Origin of the sequence: Rubrivirga litoralis (genome assembly GCF_031846415.1) — a bacterium.
Classification (GTDB): Bacteria; Bacteroidota; Rhodothermia; order Rhodothermales; family Rubricoccaceae; genus Rubrivirga; species Rubrivirga litoralis.
The window spans coordinates 24,321-49,038 of sequence record NZ_JAVRHT010000028.1; the positions used below are offsets into that span (position 1 = coordinate 24,321).

Consider the following 24,718-nt stretch of genomic DNA (forward strand, 5'->3'; position numbering starts at 1 on the left):
CTCTGCCCTCTCCTTTTTCCCATTGCCCAGTTCCCCCGCATCCCCCGCCCCGCCCGTCGCCGAAGTCATCGCGTCGAGCACGCGCGAGATCCTGGCCGAGGTCTACCCCGACGCCGAGGTGCCCGCCTTTGGGTCGTGGATCGAGGTCGAGACCGAGGGCATCGACGGGCGGGGCGGGGCGGTCCTCTACGGGCTCGTGAGCCACGCCGAGACCGGCTCCGTCGAACCCGGCCGCCAGGCGGTCGCGCTGGGCGCTGACTACGACCGCGACCGGCTCCGCCGCGAGATGCCGCAGCTGTTGGAGCTTATCCGCACGACGGTCCGCGCGCAGGTGCTGGCGTACTGGGACGGGCAGAGCCAGCGTGAAGGGCGCCCGCACGTCCGCCAGACGCTCCCGCCCCGCCCCGCGGCCCTCCACGACCGCGTGCGCCCGTGCGCGCCCGAGGCCGTCGCCGCGATCGCGGCCCCGTTCGACGTGCTGCGGACGCTGGCGCGGAGCCCCGACCCGGCCGTCCCCGCCGACGACTTGATCGCGGCCGCGCTCCGCGGGCTCTACAAGAGCCACGGCGAGGGGCCGGACGGCGAGGCCGTGCTCGTCGCCGCCGGCCGCGCGCTCGCCCGGCTCATGGACGACGACCACGAGCGGCTCCAGTCGATCCTCCGCCGCGTGGAGTAGGGCGGGGGATGGGGAACGCGCGGGCGAGGGGGTGCCCGTCTGGTTCCGCCCCGCCCACCGACGGCGCCCGTAGGGACACGGCTTGCCGTGTCCGGGCTTACGACCACCCCGCCCCAGGCCGCCCCGCCCTCAGATGAGGGCGGGGCGGTTGTGCGAGGGCCGGAGCGTGAAGACGGGGCGCAGGGGGAGGTCGGAGTGGCAGCTTGTCTGGACTCAGTCTAGGTTTGGACAGAGTCTAGATAGAAGCCTCGGCACCGCGCCCCGGTCCGACCCCATGCGTCCCCTCCGCCTCGTCGCCCTCGTCCTCGTCGTCGCCTCCGCGACGGCTGCCCGGTCCCAAGGCCGCGGGGCCGTCGCGGGCGCGGTGACGTCGTCCGCGACGGGGCAGCCCGTCGCCGGGGCCACGGTCCGGGTCGGCGGGCGCGGGGCGGCGGCCGGCACCGACGGCCGGTTCCTCATCGCCGACGTCCCGGGCGGGGCGGCCCGGCTCCGCGTCTCGGCGGTCGGCTACGCCCCGGCCGAGGTCGAGGTCGAGGTCCCCGTCGGCGGGCGCGTCTGGGCCGACGTGGAGTTGTCGGAGGCGGCCGTCGAGACCGGCCCCGTCGTGGTCACGGCGACGCGCACGGCCCGCGACGTCGAGGACGTCGCCGTACCCACGACCGTCGTCACCGCCGAGGCCATGCGCCAGCGCGGGGCCGTCCGGCTGGGCGACGTGCTCGAGGACGTGCCCGGGCTGTTCGTGTTCGACGACCACGGCGGCGGCGTCCAGGTCCAGGGCTTCGACGCCGACTACACGCTCGTCCTGCTCGACGGCGAGCCGGTCATCGGGCGGACGGCCGGGACCCTCGACGTGGACCGGCTGGCGGTCGCCGGGGTCGAGCGCGTCGAGGTGGTCGAGGGGCCGTCGTCGTCGCTCTACGGGTCGGAAGCGCTGGCGGGCGTGGTCAACCTGGTCACAGCGCTGCCCGCGGCGGGCACCGAGGCGGGCAGCGCCCGGCTCCGGGCGGGGTCTTATGGCGAGTCCGACCTGACGGCCGAGGCCGCCGTCGGCCGCGAGCGGTGGGCCGTCCGCGTCCTCGCCGACCGGTTCGGCTCGGACGGCTACGACCTCACGCCCGAGGCGTTCGGCCCGACGACCCCGTCGTTTACCGACTGGACCGGCGACGTCCGCGCTGAGGCGCGGCTGGGGGCGGGGCGGCTGAGCCTCGGCGCGCGCGTCGCGGCCCAGGACCAGGCTGGCGCGTTCGCGCTCGACGAGGGCGGGGCGGAGGTCGGCTACGACGACGCCGGCCGCCGCGTCGACTGGAGCGTCCACCCCGAGTGGACCGCCCCGCTCGGCGGCGGGCTCCGGCTCACGACGACGCTCTACGGCGCGCGCTACCAAGCCGAGACCCGGCACCGCCGGCAGTCCGACGGTGCGCTCGCTTACACCGACGACTTCGACCAGCGCTACGCCAAGGCCGAGGCTCAGCTCGACGCGGCCTGGAGCGGCCGCCACATCTCGGTCGTCGGAGCCGGCGCGACCACCGAGCGGCTGGCCGGCGACCGCTACGGCGCGGGCGGGGTGGCGCCGAGCGCGCGGCAGGGGTACGCCTTTGCGCAGCACGAGTGGTCGCCGTCGCGCCGGCTCGCCGTCGCCGTGAGCGCCCGGTTCGACGCCCACTCCGACTACGCGGCCCGGCTCACGCCCAAGGCGTCGGTCCTCGTGCGCCCGGCGGCCGGGCTCCGGCTCCGGGCCAGCGTGGGGAGCGGGTTCAAGGCCCCGGCCTTCCGCCAGCTCTACCTCGCGTTCACGAACGCGGCCGCCGGCTACAGCGTGTTCGGGGCCACGCGGCTGGCCGAGGGGCTCGGCCGGCTGGAGGCCGAGGGGCAGGTCGCGCAGCGGTTTCTCGACCCGGCCGCGCTGGGGGTCCTGGAGGCCGAAAACTCCGTGGCCGTCAACGCCGGGCTCGCCGCCGACCTCGCGCCGGGGCTGACCGTCGAGGTCGGCGGGTTCTGGAACGAGGTCGCCGACCTGATCGAGACGCAGCCGGTGGCGCAGAAGACGAACGGGCAGCAGGTGTTCGGCTACTTCAACCTCGACCGGATCTACACGCGCGGACTGAACGCCGAGGTGACGGCGCGGCGGGGCGGGGTGGAGGTCGCCGCGAGCTACCAGTTTCTCCAGGCCCGCGACCACGCGGTCGTCGACCGGCTGGCGGCTGGGACCGTGTTCGGCCGCGGCACGGACGGCCGCGACGTGCAACTCTCGCTGGCCGACTACGGCGGCCTCTTCGGGCGCTCGCCGCACGCCGTGACGGCCCGTGCGACGGCCATCCGCGGCCGCTCCGTGGCCTCGCTCCGCGCCCGCTGGCGGAGCCGCTACGGCTACCGCGACCTCGACGGCAACGGCCTCGCCAACCGCGACGACGAGTTCGTGTCCGGCTACGCCGTCGTCGACCTCACACTCACGCACCGCGTCCCGCTCCCGGTCGGCCGGCTCGAGGTCCAGGTCGGCGCCGACAACCTGCTCGACGTGACGCGGAGCACGCTCGTCCCCTCCATGCCGGGGCGGACGTTGTTCGCGTCGCTCGGCCTCCTCTTTTAGCCTCCACCACCCCGCCCCATGACCCGCCCCGCCCTCCTCGCCCTCTCCGGCGCCCTCGCGCTCGCCGCCTGCGACTCCGCCGATCCCGAGCCCGTGCCGGTCCCGCTGAACGTCCAGACCGCGGCCGACGTCGAGGCCGACCCGACCTCGGGCCGTGACCCGAACACAGGCGCGCCGGTCGCGAACGACCAGTTCACGCTCTACGACCTCGACACCGGCGAGGTCGTCCTGTCGTCGTCGGAGGGCGACCCGGCCGTGCGCGCGGCCGATTCGACGGGGACGGCCTGGGACATCGGGCTCAAGGGCACGACGGTCATCCTCAACGGCGGCACCAGCGGTCCGGGCTCGGTCCGCGGCCGGCTCCTCGAGGCGACTCCGTTCGCCGGGCTGGCCGAGGCGCCGGCCGAGGGCTACCTCGTCGACGGCGAGAACGAGTGCCCAGCCGTCCAAACGCCGGGCGGCTCGTTCCCCGGGACGCCGTACGTCGTCTGCACGGGGTCCGGCAACGGGTGGTACACCTACGCCGACGGCGTCGTCACGCCGGTCCCGGGCCGGACGCTCGTGCTCCAGACCAGCGAGGGCGACTACGCCAAGTTCCGCGTCCTCAGCTACTACCGCGGCAACCCGTCCGAGCCGGGCGGGGAGGGCCGCTACTACACGTTCGAGTACGTCGTCCAGCCCGACGGCTCGCGCGACTTCGACGCGACGGCCGCGCTCTAGCGCCCGTCCCCACCCCGCCCCGCTCCTCTCGTCCCACCCCGCCCCATGCTCCGCTTTCCCGCCCTTCTCGCCGTCGTCCTCGTAGCCCTCGCGCCGCCGGCGCCGGCCCAGGACGCCGACGCGCCCGGCCTCCTCGTGATGGCCCACGGCGGCGACCCCGCCTGGAACGCCTCCGTCGAAGACGCCCTCGCCCCGCTCCGCGAGCGCTACCCCGTCGCCGTCGCGTTCGGCATGGCCGACCCGGCCTCGCTCGGCGCCGGCGTGGCCGAGCTCGAGGGCCGAGGCGCCGGGCGCGCGGCCGTGGTCCGGCTGTTCCTCGACGGCCGCTCGTTCCTCCACCAGACCGAGTACTTTCTCGGCCTCCGGCCCGACGCGCCGGATCAGTTCGTGCTGCACGGCCCGTCGGGCGGCCACGGTGGCAGCCACGGCGGCGCCCACGGCGAGCACGGCCCGCCCGCGCCCGTCGAGCACGGGCTGGCCCTCGCGCTCTCGCCCGACGGCCTCATGCAGGCCGACGAGGTGGCCGAGGTGCTCGCCGCGCGCGCGGCGTCGGTGAGCGAGAACCCGGCGGCCGAGTCGGTCCTCGTGCTCGCGCACGGGACCGGCGACGACGTCGAGAACGCCCGCTGGGTCGCGGCCATGGAGCGCCTGACGGGCGGGCTCCGGGCGGACGGCTACCACGCCGTCCGCGTCGAGACGCTCCGCGAGGACTGGCCCGAGCCGCGGGCGGCGGCCGAGCGGGCCATCCGCGCGTTCGTCGCGGCCGAGACCGAGGCCGGGCGGACGGTCCTCGTGGTCCCGTTCCGGCTCTCCGGCTTCGGCCCGTACGCGGCCGTCCTCGACGGGCTCGACTACCGGGCCGCCGAGGCGGGCATCCTCCCGCACCCGGCCGTCGCCGACTGGGTCGAGCGCGAGTACCGGACCGTCCTCGCCCGCGCCGGCTGGGAGGCCCCCGCGCCGTAACGCGCCGACCACGCCGTTGCGTCGGGCGGGGCGGTCTGCTGAATCGCCCCGCCCACGCCACGGGCGGGGCGGGCCGACGCTGCCCGCCGCGTCTCCTGGCACCACCCCGCCCCCAGCGCTCCGGGCGGGGTGGGCGCTGCCGGGAAGGACTCCCTGCGTCCTAAAAGATCACCCCGCCCCGGACGGTCAGGAGCAGGGCCGTCGCGTCCTCGCCGAGGATGAGCGACGGGTTGGCCTCGACGTAGAGCGACGTCGCGTTCAGCGGGACGGCCCACCCGATGCCGCCGTGGACCGTCGGCCCGCCGCCGCCGTCGAACGGGATGAACCCGCCGAACCCGCCCAGGACGTACCGGGCCGTCCCGCCGCCGGGCAGCGTCACGATGAGCGAGGCCTGCGGGTTGAGGACGTACCGGGCGTCCCGCGTCCCCTCGAACAGGTGGGCCGAGGCGCCCAGGCTCGCCGCCACCGAGACGTCGGCGTTGACCGGCAGCGCGACGCGCCCGCGCACGCCGAGGGCGGGGCCGTCCGGGCTGAGGTCGCCGCCGAAGAGCGCGGCCGACACGTCGAACCCGACGCCGATGCGGGGCGGGGCGGCCTGGGCGAGCGCCGGACCGGCGGCGAAGAGCACGAGGAGGACGCCGAGGCGGCGCCACGCGGACGGAGACAACATGGGTGGGGGGACGATCGGGTCGGGCACCGGGGCGCTCTGCGCGCGTATCCCGCAGACTGCACCCGGCGCCCTCAAAGTACCCACCCCGCCCCCGATGGCCGACCCCACCGACCGCCCCGCCCTCGCCCCTTCTGCCGGTGACGGCGCCCCGCACGTGCGCGACCAGGCCGGCGACCCCGACGCGTTCCTGCCCCTGGGGACGATCCCCTACGGCGTCACGAACGGCGACTACGACCCGGCGTCGTTCGACGGCCTCGACTTCTACCGCGTCGACGACCTGCTGACGGACGACGAGAAGGCGCTGAGGGACCGGCTCCGGGAGTACGTCTCGGCCGAGGTCCAGCCCGTCATCGAGCAGCACGCGCAGGCGCTCACGTTCCCGCTCGACGTCGCGCGCGGGCTCGCACGGCTGGGCGCCATCGGGCCGACGATCCCGGCCGAGTACGGCGGGCTCGGCGCGTCGTCGGTCGCCTACGGGCTCGCCATGCAGGAGGTGGAGCGGGCCGACAGCGGGCTCCGCTCGTTCTGCTCCGTGATGGGCTCGCTCGTCATGTACCCGATCTACACGTACGGGAGCGAGGAGCAGAAGCGGCGCTGGCTGCCGCGGCTCGCGACCGCCGAGGCCGTCGGCTGCTTCGCGCTGACCGAGCCCGACGTGGGATCGGACCCGGGCTCGATGACCACGCGCGCCCGCCGCGACGGCGACGACTACGTGATCACGGGCCACAAGCGGTGGAGCACGAACGCGTCGATTGCCGATGTGGCGCTCGTCTGGGCCAAGGACGACGACGGCGACGTCCGCGGCTTCCTCGTCGAGACCGACCTCGACGGCGTCTCGACGCCGCGGATCATGGACAAGTGGTCGCTCCGGGCGGCCGTCACGTCCGAGGTCGTGCTCGACGAGGTCCGCGTGCCGGCGAGCGCCATGCTCCCCAACGTGAAGGGGCTGAAGGGGCCGCTCTCGTGCCTCACGCAGGCCCGCTACGGGATCGCGTGGGGCGTGCTCGGGGCCGCCATGGCGTGCTACGACGCGGCCCTCCAGCACACGACCTCGCGCGAGCAGTTCGGGCGACCGGTGGCCGGCTTCCAACTCGTCCAGAACCACATCGCCGACATGCTCGCCGGCATCACCAAGGCGCAGCTCGTGGCGTGGCGGCTGGGGCGGATGAAGGACGAGGGCACGATGCGCCCCGCCCACGTCTCGCTCGCCAAGCGCGACAACGTCCGCATGGCGCTGAGCGTGGCGCGGCAGAGCCGGCAGCTCCTGGGCGGCAACGGCGTGCTCGGCGTCTACCCCGTCATGCGGCACATGGCCAACCTCGAATCGGTCGTGACCTACGAGGGGACCGACGAGGTCCACACGCTGGTCCTCGGGCTGGAGGCGACCGGAATCAACGCCTTTTCCTGAGCGGGGCGGGGCGGCGTAACTGCCCCGCCGCCCCGCCCGTAGTCCGCCTGCACCCACCCCGCCCCGATGGACATCACCGAACTGTTCGCCATCTTCGCCGTGTTTATCGGGCTGCCCTGGGCCGTGTTCGCGGGCATCGCCAAGGTTCGGGCCGCGAACGCCGTCGGGCGGGGTGGGGGAGAGGAACTGCGCGCGAGCGAGCTCCGCGCGATGATCGAGGCGTCGGTCGAGGAGGCCACCGCCCCGCTCGTCCGCCGCATCGAGACGCTGGAGGCCATCGCCACCGACGACGAGCCCGCGCGGGCGGGGCGGCTCGACCCAGCCACGCTCGCCGACGTGTTTGACACGGACCTCGGGGATGCCGACGAGGTGCCTGTCGCCCGACGCCGCGCGCGCGAGTAGTGCCGTCGGTCCGCCCCGAACACGACGACGCCTTTTGGGCGGCCCTGGCCGAGCGGCCGTGGCGGCGCGTCCGCTGGCGCCGTGCGCGCACGCCCGACGCCCCGCCCGAGGGCGCGCGGTGCGTCGCGTTCGGGACGCCCATCCACCGGGCTGGCACCTACTACGTCCGCCCCGCCTACACTGACGGCGAGGCGTGGCTCAGCCAGCAGGCCTACGAGGCAATGGTCCGGCGGACGCGCGGCGGCCGCGCCTCGCGGCGGACCTCGGACCGCCCCGCCCCGCCCGACGGCTGAGGGCGGGGTGGAGCGGCCTCGCCTGAACGGGGGCGGGGTGGTCCCGCAGGCTGGGAGTTATAACAAGTCCGGTTGATCCGTGCCAGCCGGCTCCCCCCGCTTGCCGGCCGGTCGCTCTGCTCCCGGGCTGGGAAATTGTCCCCCTCACGCGTGAGGGGGACAGCCCGAGCGCCCGCTGAGCGGAGCGAGGGGCGCTCGGGCGGGGGGAGCGGGCTGTGACAGTCTACCCGAATTCGGTATTAGGTGGAGGGCTGGTCAGGGGCGGGGCGGTCCGCCTGAGGGGCAGATCGGAGGACCCACGGGCAGCCCGCGCGAGTCTCAGGAGCGCCGCCGCCGGCTGCTCCGGGTCCCGCTGAGGGGCAAGCCGAGCCGCCGCGGCCTATTCGCCCCTTTCTCCACCCCGCCCGCGCGTGCCCATGTCCGCTTCCCCCACCACCGTCGACGCCGTCGTTATCGGCTCCGGCCACAACGGGCTCGTCGCCGCGGCGGCCCTCGCGAAGTCGGGGTGGTCCGTCGTCGTGCTCGAGGCCGAGGACACGCCCGGCGGGTGCATCCGCTCGGGCGAGGCCACGGTCCCCGGCGTCGTCCACGACCTGTACTCGACCAACCAGAACCTCTTCCAGCAGTCGCCGCCGTACCAGGCGTGGGAGGACGACTTCGAGCGCCACGGGCTCCGCTTTGCCCACTCCGACACCCCGTTCTGCAACGTGTTCGAAGACGGCACGGCGCTCCGCGTGGTCGCCGACATCGACCGGACAGCCGACCTGTTGGCGCAGCACTCGGCCGCCGACGCCGAGGGCCTCCGGCGGCTCAACGAGCGCTTCGAGGACTTCCAGACCGCGTTCCTCCCGCTCTACAACTACGCGCTCCCCTCGGCCGGGGCCGCCGCGGCGGTCGCCAAGGGCGTCGCCTCGGTCGGCGTGGAGCGGACGCTGGAGCTGGCCCGGATGCTCCTCGGCTCGACGCGTGAGCTGGGCGCGAGCTACTTCGAGACCGAGAAGGCGCAGGCGCTCCTCGCGACCTGGGGCATGCACATGGACTTCGGGCCGGACGTCTCGGGCGGGGCGGTCTTCCCACTCATGGAGACGTTCTCGAACATCGCCGGCGGCATGGTGGTCGCCGAGGGCGGGGCGTCGAAGATCCCGCAGGCGCTCTGCGCCATGATCGAGGAGAACGGGGGGACAGTCCGCACCGGCGCCCGCGTGACGCGCATCCTGACCGACGACGGCCGGGCGACGGGCGTCGAGATCGAGGGCGGCGAGCGGATCCGGGCCGAGAAGGCGGTGATTGCGAACCTCATGCCGCAGGCCATCTTCGACGGCTTGCTCGACGGCGTCGAGACGCCCGAGCCGTTCCAGCACAAGGTCGAGGGCTACCAGCACGGGCCGGGCACGTTCATGCTCCACCTGACCCTCGACGGCCCCGTGCCGTGGGCCGCCGGCGACGACCTCGCCCGCTTCGCCTACGTCCACATCCCGCCGACGGTCGACGACCTCGCGCGGACCTACCAGCAGAGCCTGGCCGGGCTGCTCCCCGACAGCCCGCTCCTCATCGTCGGCCAGACGACGGCCGTCGACCCGACGCGCGCGCCCGACGGCACGCACGTGCTCTGGATCCAGGTCCGCTCCGTCCCCGGCACGATCCAGGGCGACGCCGCGGACGAGATCGACGCGACCGACTGGGACGGCGCCACCGGGCCGTTCACCGAGCGCGTCCTGGACAAGCTGGAGCGGTTCGCGCCGGGCGTCCGCGAGCGCATCGTGGGCCAGCACGCCATGAGCCCGATGGACCTGGAGCGCCACAACGCGAACCTCGTCGGCGGCGACTCGATTGGCGGCAGCGCCCACTTCCGGCAGAACTTCCTGTTCCGCCCGTTCCCCGGCTGGAGCCGCTACGAGATGCCGGTCGAGGACCTCTACCTGTGCGGCGCGGCGACGTGGCCCGGCCCGGGCAACAACGCGACGTCGGGGTGGCTTGTGGCCGAGCGGCTCACGAGCGGCGTGCCGTGGAAGGAGGTCGCCCTGGGCGCGGCGGCAACGGGTGCCACCGGGGCCGCCCTCTGGTCGCTCCTGTCGTCCTCGGACGAGTAGGGGCGGGGCGCCACCCCGCCCGAGCGCCGCCATCCCGTTCCACAGGCTCCGCCCCGCCCGGCGGCAGGAGCGAGGGCGGGGTGGGCGGGGCGGCCAGATCCAACAGGTAGGGCGCGGCCGGAGGGCTCTTCGTGCTGTCCCACCCCGCCCTGGAACGGAAGGGCTGCGGCCGCGGAGACCCGTGCCGTTAGAACTCCCGGCTCTTCCAGAGGTAACGGGTGACTGGCGTGGGCTCCGCGCCTGTCTCCTCTGTCTAGCCTCCTGGACCCTTGGCCTCTCTCATCGGAACCATCTCCGACCACTGGTGGGTGCCGCTGCTCCGCGGCATCGTCGCCGTCCTCTTCGGCTTCATGGCGCTCGCTTGGCCGGTGCTCACCCTCGGTGTGCTGGTCCTGCTCTTCGGGGCCTACGCCCTCGTAGACGGCGTCGTCGCCGTGATCGGGGCCGTCCGTTACCGTGACCGGGTGGAGCGGTGGTGGCTGTGGCTCATCACCGGCGTGCTCGGCATCGTCTTCGGCGTGCTCACCTTCTTCTGGCCGGGCGTGACGGCGCTCGTGCTGCTCTGGTTTATCGCCGGCTGGGCCATCCTCACCGGCATCTCCGAGGTCCTGGCCGCGGTCCAGTTCCGCAAGGCGATCGAGGGCGAGTGGCTGCTCGGGCTGGCCGGCGTGCTCTCGGTCCTCTTTGGCGTCGCCCTCCTGGTGTGGCCCGGGGCCGGACTGCTCAGCCTCGCCTGGCTGATCGGAGCGTACGCGCTGGTGACGGGCGTCGCCCTCGTCGTGCTCGCGTTCCGCCTGCGGAGCCTGTAGGGCGCGCCACCCCGCCCTGCTCTCAAAACCGCCCCGCCCCGCCCCAGCGTTGGGCGGGGCGGCCGAGTCTTGTGGAGACGGGGGCGGGGTGGCCGTGCCGAAGGTGGCCCCCGCTTACCCGTTCCACCGAACGACAAAAGCCCCCGTCCCGCTGGGGACGAGGGCTTTCTATCGATCGGTGTACGCCCGAGAGGATTCGAACCTCTGGCCTTTGGTACCGGAAACCAACGCTCTATCCAGCTGAGCTACGGGCGCGTGGGGTGGTCCCAAGATACGGCCGGGGCGGGGTGGGGCAACCCGGTCCTCCGCAAGAGCGCGTGAACCGGCCGCCCCGCCCTATACCGAAGCGTAGCGGTCGGCGACGGGCACTTCGCACCGCCGGCGGCGGATTTCGTACCGGGCCATGCGTACGAGCGCCCGGTCGCGGGTCTCGGCGTCGCGGTCGTCGGACGGCGCGACGGGGCGGTCGACGGCTTCTTGGAGCTTACGGTCGGAAAAGAGCTGGAAGTGTTCGGGGGTCATCGGAGCGTTCATCGTAGGGCAGGGGCGGGCGCCACCGCCCGCTCGAAATCAGAGGGCTCCTTGTACGCCGGGGGCGGGGTGGGGGTCCCGGCGCGGCCTCGGGCGATTCCCGAACCGCCCCGCCCGCACGCTGCCGCCCCGCCCCTACGCGGCCTCGGCTTCGAGCGCGGCGACGAGCTCGTCGAAGGGGAGCGTGGCCCCGAAGATGCGGCTGTCGGCGCCCGCGTACGGGATCACCAGCCGGTCGCCCCAGCGATGGTTGGCGCAGGCGAAGAGCACGTTGTCGACGCCGAGTTCGTCGTCGCCCTCGGTCTCGAAGGCACCCGAGGGGCGCATGAGCGGCTCGATCCGAGCGCGGACCGGGTCGTCGTGGGAAAAGTCCAGGAGCGCCGCCGAGAGGTCGTACTCGCGCGAGCCGTCGGGCGCGTAGTGGCCCTGGTGGTAGACCATGAGGAACCGCTCGCCGCCGAGCGACAGCGGCGGCCCGCCCGCCCCGACCCACGACTGCGCAAACTCCTTGTAGCGGTACGACCGGAACAGGAGTCCCTTGCTCGTCCACGGCCCAGCGGGGTCCGGGGCGGTCGCCCAGTGGACGGCCATCGCGTCCTCGCCCTCCATCGGCCGGTGGAGCAGGACGTAGTTCCCGTCGACCGGCTCGGGCAGGAGCGCCGCGTTCTTGTTGTTGATCCGGTTGAGGTCGCCCGCGGTCGGTCCGTGGAGCTCCCACGTCACGAGGTCGGCCGACGTCGCGAGGCAGATGTCGACGTGCCGGTCGAAGTCGTCGCCTGGCGTGGGGTCGGTGTAGCCCGTGTAGTACAGGTAGTACGTGTCGCCGACGCGCGTGCACCGGGCGTCTTCGAGTCCCAGGTTGTGGAACGGGGCGTCGGGGCTGAGGGCGGGGCGGTCGCTGCGGTGGACGAGGTCGAGCGTCGGGGTGAGGATGGCGCGGCCGAGGTACGACGGCGCCATCCGAATGTGCTCCTGGACCTCGCCCTGCGCCCGGTACAAGAGCACGCACGCCCCGCCCGCCTCGCGGAGCCGGTCGGCCTGGGCGTCGGTGAGGCCCCACGCCGGGAGCAGCGCCTCCAGCCGGTCGGCCTCGACGAGTTGGCCGGCCGGGTTGAGGACCACGCCGGACTCCCAGGGGTTGTCCTGGACGGGCGCGAGAAAGGGGCGCCCTCCGTGCAGGCGCTCGACGGCGACCGGCGGCGGGGCCTCGATGGACCGGGCGGGGCCGACCGTGGGGGGGGGCGTGGCGTGCATGGCTCCGGGGGGCGGGGTAGAGGGAAGATACCCGCCCCGCCCCCAAATACGGTGCCTATCCCTCCCGGGCCTCGTCTGCGGCCGCCTGGGCGCTGGCGGCCGCCCCGCCGCCGGCGAGATCTTCCGCGGCGAGGTGGGCGAAGATGCACGCCAGCGCCGACTCGGCCCCCTGGTTCAGGTTCACGCCCTGCTCCGAGAACCCGTCGTAGCAGGCCCCCGTGCGGACGTCGAATAGGGGCTGCCCGACCCGGTTGCGACCGTAGAACCACGCCACGGCCAGCCGCGCCGCCTCCGCGTAGCGGTCGTCGCCGGTGAGCGCCGCGTCGGCCGCCCAGCACCGCGCGGCGTAGCCCGCGTCGATGGGCTGCTGGTCGAACACGGCGTGGCCGCCGCCCTTGCGGAGCCAGCCCCGGTTGCCGACCGCGTCGAACTGCCCGTCGCAGACCGTGTTGGCGAGCACGAACTCGCCGGCGTCGAGGGCCACGTCCCGGAACCGCTCGGCGGCGGGCTCGCCCTCCAGCCGGTTCGCAGCGCGGAGCAGCGCGTGGGGGACGAGCGCGTTGGCGTACGTGAGCTCGTCGCAGAACCACCGCCAGCGCGGCGTGACCGACCGCTCGAACTGCTCGACGAGCCGGGTCGCGTGCGTGCGGAGCGCGTCGCGGAGCGCGTCCGCGTCGGGAAACTGGCCCAGCGCGAGGTCGAGCCCGCACGCGGCGTACGCGACGGCCCGCGTGTGCGTGAGGTCGACGCCCAGCGACCGCTCAAGGAGCGACCGGGCCAGGAGCCGCGAGGGCTCGTCGGGCGCCCAGGCCGCCGTCGCGCCCAGCCCCCAGAGCGCCCGGCCCGTCGTGTCCTCCCCGCCCCCGTCGTCGAGGAAGCGGCGGCCGTAGTCCATGAAGTTGTGGAACGTCCCGTCCGGCCGCTGGGCGTGCTGGACGAAGCTGAGGCACGTCCGAGCCACGGCGAGGGCTGTCGCGCGCTCCTCGCGCTTGGGGTCGAGGCGGCGGGCGGCGTCGTAGGCGGCCACGAGCGCGCGGCCGGCGTCGTCGGTGCAGTACCCGTGCGTCCGGTCGGGGACGCCGAACGTGGCGTGCTGGATCGGGCCGACGTCGTCGGTGATCCGGTCGAGGTAGCCCAGCGCCGCCGGGAGCGCGCCGGGGTGGACGTCGAAGGCCGCGGGCGGGGCGGGGTGGGCGCGCACGGCGGCCTCGAACACCTCGCGGTAGGCGGCGCCTGTAGCCGGCCACGTCGTCGTCTCGCCAAAGGCGCGGGCGCGGGCGGCGGCCTCGGCGCGGGCCTCGGGGTCGGCCGCGTAGCGCGCGAGGGCCTCGCCGAAGGCGTCGGTGTCGCCGTAGGGCACGAGCGCGCCCGCCCCGCCCGCGAGCACTTCGCGGGCGTGGAGGTACGGCGTGGACACGACGGGGAGCCCGGCGGCGAGCGCGTAGGACAGCGTCCCCGAGCAGATCTGGTCCATGCCCGGGTAGGGCGTGACGTAGACGTCGGCGGCGCAGAGCCATCCCCACAGCTCGTCCTTGTCGACGTAGCGGTCGACGAACCGGACGTGGTCGTCCAGCCCGCGCGCGGCGACCTCGGCCTGGAGCCGCTCGCGGTACGCCTCGCCCTCGCGCTCGACGATCTCGGGGTGCGTCGAGCCCAGCACGACGTAGAGCAGGTCGGGCTGCGCGGCGACGGCCCGTTCGAGCGACGCGATCGCGAACTCGATCCCCTTCGACGGCCCGAGCAGCCCGAACGTCAGCAGGACCGTTCGGCCCTCCAGCCCCAACTCCTCGCGCAGCCCCGGCGGTGGGACGGCCGGGGCGGCCGGCGCCCCGTGGGGGACGACGGCGACCTTCGAGACGGGCACGCCGTAGACGGACTCGAGCAGGTCCCGCGCCGTCTCGGTCATGACCACGACGCGCGTCGAGCGCGCGACGACGGCCCCGAGCGCCCGCCGGTAGTGGCCGGGCGGGTCGGGGAGGACCGTGTGGAGCGTGGTCACGACCGGCCGGTCGCAGGCGTCGATAAAGTCGAGGACGTAGCGGCCTTCTGCCCCCCCAAAGATCCCGAACTCGTGCTGGACGCTCACGACGTCGGCCGCCCCGCCCGCGACGCGCCGCCCGGCGGCGGTGTAGTCGGCCCGTGTCGGCTGGTCGACCTCGAGCGTCACCTCGGGGCGCTGGCCGTCGCCGGCCGGCGCGCGCACGACCGAGACGACGTCGGACGTCACGCCGGCGTGGACGAGCCCGTCTCGAAGGTCGCGGGCGAACGTCGCGAGCCCGCAGGCGCGGGGCGGGTAGGTCGAGAGGATCGTCGCGTGCATACCGGGTGTGGGGCGGTGGTGGGAGGGCGGGGCAGCTACGCCGTGTTCGGGGGCCGGCTCGGGAGCTCAAGCGGCCCGAAACCCTCGGGTTCAGGCACCCCATGTACCCCGCGGAACGCGGAGGGGTTGCCGACGCAGAAGGTCCGCCCCGCCCGCGAGCGAGTTCATCCGGTGCGCCCTGCCCGCGGGCTCGGGGCTCGTCTGAGCGGCCCCGCCCGTGCCTCTGGGCGGGGCGGGAGGCCCGGCAGCGGCCCGGGCGGGGCGGAAACGCCCGAACCCTTCACGCGGCCCGGGCAGCCTATCCGCCTCCCCGCCCGTTGTTTGCCGTTCACTGCCGCCCCGCCCGTGCCCGTCCGCATCACCGCCGTCGACTCCGGGTCGCTCGCCCACACGCTGGGGTGGGCGCCCGGCGACCAGATCCTCGCCGTCAACGGCGAGGCCGTCGCCGACGAGCTCGACCTGAGGTTCAAGGCGTCCGAGGAGCGGCTGGCCGTTAAGGTCCGCGTCGGCGGCGACCTCCGCGAGGACGTGGTCGAGAAAGGCCCCGACGAGCCGCTCGGCGTGACGCTCGAGGAGTTCCGCGTCAAGACCTGCGGCGACGACTGCGTCTTCTGCTTCGTCGACCAGAACCCGACGGGGCTGCGCGACACGCTCTACTTCCGCGACGGCGACTTCCGCATGTCGTTCCTCTACGGGAACTACATCACCGTCACCAACCTCCGCGAGCGCGACCTCGAACGGATCGTCGAGCAGCGGCTCTCGCCCCTCTACGTCTCCGTCCACTGCACCGACGACGACGTCCGCGCGCGGATGATGGGGCACCGGACGCTCCGCGACCGGCTGGGCGAGAAGCTCCGCTACCTGGCCGACCATGACATCGAGCTCCACGCCCAGATCGTGCTCGTCCCCGGGTTCAACGACGCCGGCCGCCTGGTCGAGACGATTCTCGACCTCTACGACCTCCACGAGCGGCTGTACTCCGTGAGCGTGGTGCCCGTCGGGCTCACGCGGCACCGGCGCGAGCAGGCCGACCTCCGCCTCGTGTCGCCGGCCGAGGCCCGCCAGCTCGTGCGCCTCGTCGAGCGCTGGCAGCGGACGTTCCGCGAGACGATCGGGCGCGGCTTCGTCTACCTCTCCGACGAGGTCTACCTGCTCGCCGGCCAGGACTTCCCCGACGAGGACGACTACGACGGCTACCCGCTCATGGAGAACGGCGTCGGGATGAGCCGCGACTTCCTGAACGAGTTGGCCTTCCAGGCCGAGGACTTCCCCGAGGCCCTCCCCGCCCCGCGCCGCGTGACGTTCGCCTCGGGCGCGCTCACGGCGCCGTTCCTGGACGAGCGCGTCCGCCCCGCCCTGGAAGGTGTCGGCGGCCTGGACGTGCGCGTCGTGGCCTGCGAGAACCTCCTCTTCGGCGACTCGGTGACGGTCTCGGGCCTCCTCAACTTCAAGAGCTTCGCCGCCGCGCTCCGGCCGCTCGCCGAGCGGGGCGAGCTCGGCGACCTCGTCGTGCTCCCGCCGGACAGCGTGAACTTCGAGGGCCTCTTCCTCGACAACCGCCCCGGCCAGATGACGCCGGACGACCTCAGCGCGGCCTTGGGCGGGGTGGAGGTGGCCGTGTTCGACGGCGACTGGGCCGCGCTCGTGGACCGCCTCGCGGACGCGGTGCCGGCGTAGACCGCCCCGCCCGCGAGGGCGGGGTGGAGGAGGGCGGGGCGGCCTGCCTACCCGTACGGACACCATGCATGGTGTCCCTACCCAAGACTGCGGCGCAGCCCGGGCGGGGTGGCGTCGCGGGGCGGGACGGCCCCGGTGCAAGACCGGCGCGGCGCCCGCCGATACCCCCGCGAATCCCCGCCGGCGGCCCGACGTTGAGGCCGCCCCGCTCTGCCGCCCCGCCCGATGACCGACCCGCCCGTCGCCGACCGCCCCGCCCCGCAGGGGCCTGCCCCCCTGGGGTCCGCCCCGCCCGCCGAGGCCGTCCCCGCGTTCCGCGACGCGTGGCCGTGGGCACGGCCGGTCCGCCTGACGGGGTGGATGGAGCGGAACGGGTTCACGCCGCTCTGGGCGGCGGCGCTCGTGTTCGTGCTGGCGTTCCTCCTGTTCCAGCTCGTCGTGAGCCCGCTCGTGATCGCGATCGGCATCGGGATCGACGTCGCGCGGTCGGGGGGCGGGTCGGACGTCGGGGCGCTCATGGAGGGTGTGCTCGAGAACGGGCGGCTCCTGCTGACGGCCAACACGGTCGGGCAGGCCGTCGGGTTCGGGCTGCTGGCCGTCGCCGTCGCCCGGCTCCACTCGCCCGACGCCTGGGAGTACCTCCGCGTCCGGCGCCCGGACGGCCCCGGGCTCGCGCTGGCCGCGCTCGGGTGGGCCACGCTCTACCCGGCCGTCCTGTGGGCGGGCCAGCTCAACGAGTCGCTCCCGCAGCCCGAGTGGCTGCGCCAGTTCGAGCAGTCGCAGGTCGAGCTCCTCGAAGGCGCGCTCCTGGGCAGCGACCTCTCGACGGCGTTCCTGTTCGTAGCCCTCGCGCTCACGCCGGCCATCTGCGAGGAGCTCCTGTTCCGGGGCTACCTCCAGCGCCAGGTCGAGCGCCGGGGCGGGGCGGTGGCGTCGATCGTCGTGGTCGGCGTCCTGTTCGGGGTCTACCACCTCCGGCTGAGCCAGGTGGTCCCGCTGTCCATGCTGGGGATCTACATGGGGTTCGTGGTCTGGGCGACGGGCAGCCTGTGGGCCGGGGTCGCGGTCCACCTCCTGAACAACGGGCTCGCCGTGGCGGTCGCCGCTGTCGCCAAGCACCGGGGCGACGTCGACATGGCCGAGATCGAGGCGGCCACGTTCCCGTGGTACCTTGGGATCGGCGGCCTCGTCCTGACGTACGCCGTCGTGCAGGCCCTCCTCCGCCGCCGGCACGCGGTCGTCGGCGACCGCGACGACGCCGAGCCGGTCACCGCCCCGCCCCACCGCCCCGCGACATGAAAGAGCCGTCCGGCCCCCCCCAGCACAACGACCCCGAAGACCGCCAGTCGCGGACCTACGAGGGGTGGATCTCGGTCTACGAGTGCTCGACCGACTTCGAGGCCGACCTCGTCCGCGACCGGCTGGACGAGGCCGGCGTCGCGGCCGTGGTCCTCACGCAGCGCGACCACAGCTTCAACCTCAACGTGGGCGACATGGCCCCGGTCCACGTGATGGTCCGGCCCGGCGACGAGCGGGCGGCCCGGGACATCGTCAACCAGGCTCCGCTCTCGGACGAGGAGCTTGAGGCGGCCGCCATGAGCGCCGACGTCATGGCCCCCGACGCCCACGACCCGTCGGCCGAGGCCCGCCTGGACTCGGGGATCGAGGAGATCAGCCTGGACGTCCCCGACGACGACGAGGCGTAGGCGCCTCGTGTCGAACCTCACTCAGCGGACCCTCACGGCGATCGTCGCGGCGGCCCTCGCCATCGGCGCGGTGTGGCTCGGGGGGTGGGTGTTCGCCGCCGTCATGGGCGCGGTGGCGGTCGCGGCGCAGGTCGAGGTCTACGGCCTCCTGCGCAAGGCCGGCGCCGACCCGTTCGTCCCGCTCGGGCTCGGGCTCGGGCTGCTCACATCGATGCGCGCCGTGATTCCTGGGAGCCTGAACCTCCTCGTGCTCGGCGGCCTCGTCGTGCTCCTCGGCGTCCTGTACCGGCGGAAGGCCACGCCGCTCCTCGACGCCTCGGCCACGCTTTTCGGCGTGGCGTACCCCGCGGCCTTCGTCGGCTCGTTCGTCGCCCTCCGCCTTGCCGATCCGCCCTGGCTCGTAGGCCACGACGCCTTCTGGCTCACGACGGCCGCGCTCTTCGGCATCTGGGGCACCGACACGTTCGCCTACTTCGCGGGCCGCGCATTTGGGCGGCACCCGCTGTTCCCGCGCGTCTCGCCCAAGAAAACGTGGGAGGGCGCCGTGGGCGGGGCGGTCGGCGCGCTCGTCGTCGTCGCCGGCTTCAAGCTGGCCGTGCTCGACGCGGTCCTAACGTGGACCGACGTGGCGGCCATCGCCTTCGCGTGCGGCGTCGCGAGCCCGTTTGGGGACCTCGTCGAGAGCCACTTTAAGCGGTCGGTCGACGTCAAGGACTCGGCTACGTGGCTGCCCGGCCACGGCGGGCTCCTGGACCGGATCGACGCGGCCGTCGTGGCCATGCCGCTCGTGGTCCTGTACCTGGACCTGACGAAAGGGCTGACGTAGGGCGCCCTCCGGGTGGGTACGAGGTACCGGGTACGAGGTACGGGCTTGGGTGGGCTGTCTCGGATCGTTGGGTCTGCCCCCACGACCTGTTGCGGCGTGCGTTAGCGCTCTGGGCGCTCTGCCAGCGGGTACCGGCGGGCGGGGCGGGCGGGGCGGTCGGGCGGGGAGTTCCCCTCCTGGGCAACCGTCAGATCGGCGGAGTCAGGAGTGGGCGGGGCGGTCACTCCAGGTCTCGCCCCGCCCGCGTCCTACGACGCGCTCGACGGGCGGGGCGGCAGACCGGGGAGAAGCCACCCCGCCCCGCCGCGCCACACGGGGCGGGGTGGGGGCGACGCAGTGCGGCATGCCGCCGTGTGAGCGAGCAACGACGGGCGGGGCGGGTCCTTTGACGCGGTGCGGAACCTGCTTTGCCGCAATGCGTCAAAAAGCCCGAACCACCCCGCCCCCATGCCCCGCCTCATCAAACGTTACGGCAGCCGGAAGCTCTACGACACGGCCGAGAGCCGGTACGTCAGCCTTGACGAGATCGCCGGGTTCGTCCGCGAGGGCCAGGACGTCCAGGTCGTCGAGAACAAGACGGGCGACGACGTCACGGCGGCCGTGCTCACGCAGATCATCTCGGAAGAGGGCCGCAACGGCCGCTCGCTCCTCTCGACGCCGTTCCTCCACGACCTCGTGCGGATCGGCGAGCGGGCGGTCCGAGCCGGCGAGGGCGCCGTGGGCGCTGGTCTCTCGACGGCCCGCCGCGGCGTCGACGACCTGGCCCGCCTCGCCGTCGACCGGATCCGCCCGGGCGGCCCCATCGCCGAGGTCCGCGACGAGATGGACCGGCTCCGGTCCCGCCTCGCGGGCCTCGAACGGACGCTCAACGAGATCGACGACTCGCAGACCGACTAGCTGACCCGACGCGCTCCGGCGCCGACCACCAACCTCCCATCCCCATGGCTACCACGACTCAGAACCTCCAGAAGGAGTTGAAAAAGACCACCACCGACGCCGTCACACTCGCCAGGTCCACGGCGGGCAAGGTGCAGAAGGACGTGAACGACACGGTCGGCGACGTCCGCGACTCGGTCCAGAACGTGTTCCTCGCCGGCCTCGGCGCGCTCGCGCTGGCCGAGGAGGAGGGCTCGAAGCTGTTCAAGAACCTCGTCCAGAAGGGCGAGAAGGTCGACCTCCCCTCGCTCGGCGTGGACCGCCTGAAGGCCGTCCGCGACGACCTCGAAGGCCGCGCCGGCAAGGCGACGGGACTCGTCAAGGGCCGCGCCGCCTCGGCCAAGGACGCAGCGGAGGACACCACCGACAAGGCCGAGGACCGGCTCCAGGAGACGGTGGCGACCGTCATGAAGCGGCTGGGCGTCCCGACGCGCGACGAGGTCGGGGAGCTCTCGGCGAGCGTCGAGCGCCTGACGGACCACATCGAGCGCCTCAAGACGAGCCAGGTGTCGGCCGAGCCCGTGACGCCGGCTGCGCCCGTGACGGCGGCCCGGGCGGCGGCGTCGGCCGCGCCCTCGGTGCAGGCCGACGCGTCGATGCAGGCCGTCGGCGGCGGCTGGTACGAGATCCGCGTCGGCGAGGTCGTCGTCGAGAAGGTCCAGGGGCGGGGCGACGCCGAGGCCGCGCTCGTCCGCGTCCAGGAGCAGCGCGCGTAGGCGTCCCCGGACGTCCTCCGCACCGGGCGGGCGTGGACTCCCGCGCCCGCCCGGCTTCGTTTCTGCACGTCCGCCCGGAACGCGTGGTCGCGCTGCGCGCTCGGCCACCCCGCCCCCAGTCGCCCGCCCCGCCCCGCCCGGCGGTACACTCTGATCCCCCCGAAAGCGCTTCCGCCATGCAGATCGCCGACTTCCAGCAGACGACCGGGACGGTTGGGCTCGCCCTGGCCGGCGGCGGCCCCGAGGGCGCCATCTACGAGATCGGCGTGCTCCGCGCCCTCGACGACGCCCTCGACGGGCTCGACCTCAACGACGTCCCCATCACGGTCGGCGTCTCGTCGGGTGCGTTCGTCGGCGCCTCGCTCGCGAACGGGATCACGACGGCCCAGCTCGTCCGGTCCGTCGTCGGTGAGGAGCCGGGCGAGCACCCGTTCCGCCCCGACCTGTTCCTCTCGCCCGCGCTCGGCGAGTACGCCCGGCGGGCGCTCCGCGTGCCGGGGCTCGTCGCCGAGGCCGTGTTCACGGCGCTCCGGCACCCGCGCGATTCGAGCGGCCTGGTCTCGACGCTCGTCGACCGGCTGGGGCGGGCGCTCCCGGTCGGCGTGTTCGACAACGCCCCGCTCCGGTCCTTCCTGCGCGCCACGTTCGAGCACGAGGGGCGGACCGACGACTTCCGCCGCCTCCGCAACCGGCTCGTCGTCGTGGCGACCGACCTGGATTCGAGCGAGACGGTCCTGTTCGGGGAGCCCGGCTACGACGACGTCCCGATCTCGCGGGCCGTCCAGGCCTCGACGGCGCTCCCCGGCCTCTACCCGCCGGTCGAGATCGGCGGGCGCCACTACGTCGACGGCGTCCTCAACAAGACGGTCCACGCGTCGGTCGCGTTCGAGGGCGGGGCGGGGCTGGTCCTGTGCGTGAACCCGATCGTGCCCGTGGACACGGCCCGCGCCGTCGCGACGGGCGCCATGCGCCGCGGCCGGCTGGTCGACCGCGGGATGCCGGGCGTGATGAGCCAGACGCTCCGCACGCTCGTCCACAGCCGGATGGGGACGGGCATGGCCAGCTACCGCGGGCGCTACGAGGGCGCCGACCTCGTCCTGTTCGAGCCGCCCAAGGACGACTACACCATGTTCTTTACGAACGTGTTCTCGTTCGCCGCGCGCAAGGAGATCGTGGCCCACGCCTACGCCTCGACGCTGGCCCAACTCCGCGACCGCGCGGGCGAGGTCGGCCCGGTCTTCGCGCGCCACGGGATCACGCTCCGCACCGACGTCCTCACGCGGCCGCAGTTCGACGTGTGGGAGAGCGTGGGGCTGGCGGCCGGGCGCCCGCTGCTGCCCTCGACGGTCGCCACGCGCGACCTCCACGACGCGCTGGCGGACCTGGAGGAGGTGCTCCGCACGCGGGCGGCGTAGTAGTGACGAGAGCGGGTAGAGCAACGAGCGGTGCCGCCCCGCCCGGGCGGGGTGGGGGAGCAGGTAGAGCAGGGGGCGGGGTGGCGGCTGAAACGTTCCGCTCCGCCCACGGCTTCGGGCGGGGCGGTCGAGCAGGCGAGACGAGCCAACCCGCCCTGTTTCCGGCTACCACCCAGCCCGTAGGTTCGGGCCGTGGCCGACCTCTTTCTCGATCCCGCCCCGCCCGCCGCCCCGCCCGTCCCGGCCAGCGACGCCGAGCGGCGGGCGCTCGTGGCGCTCTCGCTCGTGCCCGGCGTCGGCGCGGGGCGGGCGCGGGCGCTCGTGGCCGCCTTCGGGTCGGCCGAGCGCGTGCTCGCGGCGCCGGCCGGCCGGCTCGTCCGCGTCGACGGCGTGGGGCGGGCGACGGCCGAGGCCGTCCGCGCGGGCGCCGACGCGCGGGCGGTCGACGACCAGTTCCGGCGGGCCGAGCGCGTCGGCGCGCGGCTCGTCGCGTTCGGCGACGGCGAGTACCCGGCGCTCCTCCGCGAGATCTACGACCCGCCGCCGTTCCTGTGGGTGCTCGGGCGGTTCGACGCGGCCGACGACCGGGCCGCGGCCGTCGTCGGCACGCGGCGCGCGAGCGACTACGGGCTCCGCGTGGCCGAGGCGTTCGCGCGCGGGCTCGTCGAGGGCGGGGCGACCGTCGTGAGCGGGCTGGCCTACGGCGTCGACGTCGCCGCGCACCGGGCGGCGCTGGCCGCCGGCGGCCGGACCGTCGCCGTCCTGGGCTCGGGCGTCGACCGGATCTACCCGTCGCGGCACGCGCCGGTCGTGCGCGAGGTCGTCGAGCGCGGCGCGGGCGCCGTCGTGTCGGAGCTCCCGATGGGGGCGAAGCCGGACGCCCCGCACTTTCCGCGCCGCAACCGGATCGTCTCGGGCATGAGCGCGGCCACGGTCGTCGCCGAGGCCCGCGCGACGGGCGGGGCGCTCCTGACGGCCGCTATTGCACTCGAGCAAAACCGCGAGGTGTTCGCCGCGCCGGCGCCCGTGTTCTCGGACTACGAGGGGACGAACCGGCTCGTGCAGCAGGGGTGGGCCGCCCTCGCCCTCGGCGCGTCCGACGTCCTGGCCGCGCTCGACGCCGTGGCCCCGGCCGCCGCCCCGCCCGGCGCGGCACCGCCCGCCCCGCCCGCGCCCGCGCCGCCCGACCTCACGGCCGTCGAGCGCCGCCTGCTCGACGCGCTCGACGGCGAACCCCGCCCGCTCGACGCCGTCTGCGGCGCGTCCGGCGTCGACACGTCGCAGGCGCTCGTGTACCTGCTCCAGCTCGAGTTTCGCGGGCTCGTCCGCCAGCTCGCTGGCAAGCAGTTTTACCGGGCGTGAGCGGGGCGGTCCGCCGTGCCCGAGGCCGCCCCGCCCCGCCCGCGCGGTGAGGGGGCGGGGCGGTGGCCTGGTTCTTGTATGGAGACGGGCGCCCCGGCGTAGGTTTGCGCCCCATTCCCCCGTCGTCCCCCCGCCTGGTTGACTGCCGTCAAGCTCACGCTCTCCGTTCTCGCCGTCCTGCTCGTGCTCGCCGTCGCGCTCCCGTTCGTGCGGAAGCCGTACTGGTGGGTGCGGATGTTCGACTTCCCGCGCGCCCAGATCGCCGCCGCCGCGGTCGTCGTGCTCGTCCTGTTCGGGGTCGTCCACGTCGGGTTCGCCGAGCCGGGCGGGGTGGAGTGGGCGATCATGGGGCTCCTGGCCCTCGCCACGGCCTACGAGGTCTGGCGGATGCTCCCGTACACGCGGCTCGCCAGCGTCCAGACGCTCGACGTCGACGGCGCCGCCGAGGGCCGCTCGTTCCGGCTCGTGATCTCGAACGTGCTCATGGAGAACCGCGACGGCGAGCGGTGGCTCGAGACCGTCCGCGCCGAGGACCCCGACCTCGTCGTCGCCGTCGAGACGGACGCGTGGTGGGCCGAGACGGCGGGCGCCCTAAAGGACCGGCTGCCCCACGCCGTCGAGCTGCCGCAGGACGACACGTACGGGATGTGCCTGTACTCGCGGCTCGAGCTCGACGACGTCGAGGTCCGCCACCTGGTCGAGGACGAGGTCCCGAGCCTGTGGGTGCTGGCGCGGCTCCCCGGCGGCGACCGCGTCCGCTTCGTGTTCCTCCACCCGCGGCCGCCCCGCCCCGACATCGCCCAGGACTCGACGCTCCGCGACGCCGAGCTGGTCCTGGCCGCCCGCGACATCGTCGACTTCGACGAGCCGGTCGTCGTCGCCGGCGACCTCAACGACGTGGCCTGGAGCTACACGACGAGCCTGTTCCAGAAGAAGGCCGACCTCCTCGACCCCCGCGTCGGGCGCGGCCTCTTCGCCACGTTCCACGCCCAGCACCGCTGGCTCCGCTACCCGCTCGACCACGTGTTCCACTCGGACGACTTCGCGCTCGTCGGCCTCCAGCGCCTGGGAAACGTGGGCAGCGACCACTTCCCGATCGCCATCGAGCTGGCCCTCGACGAGTCCAAGCGCCCGCTCCAGGAGGCCCCCGACGCCGACTCGGCCGACGACGAGGAGGCAGCCAAGATGGTCGAGGACGCGGCCGCGTTCAAGGAGGAGGAGTCCGAGGAGGAAGCCGAGGAGCGCAAGGCGGCGGACGTGTAGCCTCGCCTGCGGCTCGGGAAAAGGGAAAAGGGAAAAGGGAAAAGGGAAAAGGGAAAAGGGAAAAGGGAAAAGGCGCGCGTGGGCGGGGTGGCGC

22 protein-coding genes and 1 tRNA gene are annotated in these 24,718 nt (G+C 74.2%); 18 read left to right on the forward strand and 5 right to left on the reverse strand.

Features of this window, described 5'->3' with window-relative positions; translation table 11 throughout:
- Positions 1–22: 22 nt before the first annotated feature.
- The 4 genes from RM540_RS11870 (at position 23) to RM540_RS11885 (ending at position 4,946) form a co-directional block, all read left to right on the forward strand.
- Positions 23–676 (forward strand): hypothetical protein, encoded by a 654-nt coding sequence (locus RM540_RS11870; protein WP_311664337.1) that lies wholly within the window; start codon positions 23–25, stop codon positions 674–676.
- Between the two features lie 274 nt (positions 677–950).
- Positions 951–3,263 carry a TonB-dependent receptor gene (locus tag RM540_RS11875; protein WP_311664339.1) on the forward strand — a complete coding sequence of 771 codons (2,313 nt, stop codon included), beginning with the start codon at positions 951–953 and terminating at the stop codon, positions 3,261–3,263.
- Between the two features lie 18 nt (positions 3,264–3,281).
- Positions 3,282–3,983, forward strand: coding sequence for an HmuY family protein (locus tag RM540_RS11880; RefSeq protein ID WP_311664340.1), 702 nt, complete (start codon positions 3,282–3,284; stop codon positions 3,981–3,983).
- Between the two features lie 45 nt (positions 3,984–4,028).
- Positions 4,029–4,946, forward strand: coding sequence for a sirohydrochlorin chelatase family protein (locus RM540_RS11885; RefSeq protein WP_311664342.1), 918 nt, complete (start codon positions 4,029–4,031; stop codon positions 4,944–4,946).
- A 160-nt stretch (positions 4,947–5,106) separates the two neighbouring features.
- On the opposite strand, the gene RM540_RS11890 is transcribed toward RM540_RS11885, so the two are convergent.
- Positions 5,107–5,616 (reverse strand): hypothetical protein, encoded by a 510-nt coding sequence (locus tag RM540_RS11890; protein ID WP_311664344.1) that lies wholly within the window; start codon positions 5,614–5,616, stop codon positions 5,107–5,109.
- Between the two features lie 94 nt (positions 5,617–5,710).
- Between RM540_RS11890 and RM540_RS11895 the strand changes: the two genes are divergently transcribed.
- The 5 genes from RM540_RS11895 to RM540_RS11915 all read left to right on the forward strand — a co-directional run bounded on the left by RM540_RS11895 (position 5,711) and on the right by RM540_RS11915 (position 10,618).
- Complete coding sequence (locus RM540_RS11895; protein ID WP_311664346.1) at positions 5,711–7,024, forward strand: acyl-CoA dehydrogenase family protein; 1,314 nt, start codon at positions 5,711–5,713, stop codon at positions 7,022–7,024.
- 66 nt (positions 7,025–7,090) lie between these two features.
- The gene (locus RM540_RS11900) at positions 7,091–7,426 is read left to right on the forward strand and encodes a hypothetical protein (protein WP_311664348.1); all 336 of its coding nucleotides are present in this window, start codon (positions 7,091–7,093) and stop codon (positions 7,424–7,426) included.
- A complete protein-coding gene (locus tag RM540_RS11905) occupies positions 7,426–7,719 on the forward strand; it encodes a hypothetical protein (protein ID WP_311664350.1) in 294 nt (97 codons plus the stop codon). Before RM540_RS11900 ends, RM540_RS11905 begins: the two co-directional genes overlap by 1 nt.
- Before the next feature lie 416 nt (positions 7,720–8,135).
- Positions 8,136–9,809, forward strand: a complete 1,674-nt coding sequence (locus tag RM540_RS11910) for a phytoene desaturase family protein (protein WP_311664352.1) — start codon at positions 8,136–8,138, stop codon at positions 9,807–9,809.
- Positions 9,810–10,078: 269 nt separating this feature from the next.
- A complete protein-coding gene (locus RM540_RS11915) occupies positions 10,079–10,618 on the forward strand; it encodes an HdeD family acid-resistance protein (RefSeq protein WP_311664354.1) in 540 nt (179 codons plus the stop codon).
- A 181-nt stretch (positions 10,619–10,799) separates the two neighbouring features.
- Here the strand turns inward: RM540_RS11915 and RM540_RS11920 are convergent.
- The 4 genes from RM540_RS11920 to RM540_RS11935 form a co-directional block, all read right to left on the reverse strand.
- A tRNA-Arg gene (locus tag RM540_RS11920) sits at positions 10,800–10,873 on the reverse strand.
- Positions 10,874–10,954: 81 nt separating this feature from the next.
- Positions 10,955–11,140, reverse strand: a complete 186-nt coding sequence (locus tag RM540_RS11925) for a hypothetical protein (RefSeq protein ID WP_311664355.1) — start codon at positions 11,138–11,140, stop codon at positions 10,955–10,957.
- Between the two features lie 144 nt (positions 11,141–11,284).
- Complete coding sequence (locus RM540_RS11930; RefSeq protein WP_311664356.1) at positions 11,285–12,403, reverse strand: glycoside hydrolase family 130 protein; 1,119 nt, start codon at positions 12,401–12,403, stop codon at positions 11,285–11,287.
- 55 nt (positions 12,404–12,458) lie between these two features.
- The gene (locus RM540_RS11935) at positions 12,459–14,723 is read right to left on the reverse strand and encodes a glycosyltransferase (RefSeq protein ID WP_311664357.1); all 2,265 of its coding nucleotides are present in this window, start codon (positions 14,721–14,723) and stop codon (positions 12,459–12,461) included.
- A gap of 321 nt (positions 14,724–15,044) precedes the next feature.
- On the opposite strand from RM540_RS11935, the gene RM540_RS11940 reads away from it, so the two are divergent.
- The 9 genes from RM540_RS11940 to RM540_RS11980 all read left to right on the forward strand — a co-directional run bounded on the left by RM540_RS11940 (position 15,045) and on the right by RM540_RS11980 (position 24,624).
- Positions 15,045–16,400 (forward strand): DUF512 domain-containing protein, encoded by a 1,356-nt coding sequence (locus tag RM540_RS11940; protein ID WP_311664358.1) that lies wholly within the window; start codon positions 15,045–15,047, stop codon positions 16,398–16,400.
- A 225-nt stretch (positions 16,401–16,625) separates the two neighbouring features.
- A complete protein-coding gene (locus RM540_RS11945) occupies positions 16,626–17,699 on the forward strand; it encodes a CPBP family glutamic-type intramembrane protease (protein WP_311664359.1) in 1,074 nt (357 codons plus the stop codon).
- A complete protein-coding gene (locus RM540_RS11950; protein ID WP_311664360.1) occupies positions 17,696–18,106 on the forward strand; it encodes a putative signal transducing protein in 411 nt (136 codons plus the stop codon). Before RM540_RS11945 ends, RM540_RS11950 begins: the two co-directional genes overlap by 4 nt.
- A gap of 7 nt (positions 18,107–18,113) precedes the next feature.
- Positions 18,114–18,932, forward strand: coding sequence for a phosphatidate cytidylyltransferase (locus RM540_RS11955; protein WP_311664361.1), 819 nt, complete (start codon positions 18,114–18,116; stop codon positions 18,930–18,932).
- A gap of 447 nt (positions 18,933–19,379) precedes the next feature.
- Entirely contained in the window at positions 19,380–19,829 is a 450-nt protein-coding gene (locus RM540_RS11960; RefSeq protein WP_311664363.1) for a polyhydroxyalkanoate synthesis regulator DNA-binding domain-containing protein, read from the forward strand.
- A gap of 44 nt (positions 19,830–19,873) precedes the next feature.
- Complete coding sequence (locus RM540_RS11965) at positions 19,874–20,584, forward strand: phasin family protein (RefSeq protein WP_311664365.1); 711 nt, start codon at positions 19,874–19,876, stop codon at positions 20,582–20,584.
- Positions 20,585–20,760: 176 nt separating this feature from the next.
- Positions 20,761–21,999 carry a patatin-like phospholipase family protein gene (locus RM540_RS11970; protein WP_311664367.1) on the forward strand — a complete coding sequence of 413 codons (1,239 nt, stop codon included), beginning with the start codon at positions 20,761–20,763 and terminating at the stop codon, positions 21,997–21,999.
- Between the two features lie 192 nt (positions 22,000–22,191).
- Positions 22,192–23,361, forward strand: coding sequence for a DNA-processing protein DprA (gene dprA, locus RM540_RS11975; RefSeq protein ID WP_311664369.1), 1,170 nt, complete (start codon positions 22,192–22,194; stop codon positions 23,359–23,361).
- Positions 23,362–23,499: 138 nt separating this feature from the next.
- Complete coding sequence (locus tag RM540_RS11980; protein WP_311664371.1) at positions 23,500–24,624, forward strand: endonuclease/exonuclease/phosphatase family protein; 1,125 nt, start codon at positions 23,500–23,502, stop codon at positions 24,622–24,624.
- Positions 24,625–24,718 lie beyond the last annotated feature (94 nt).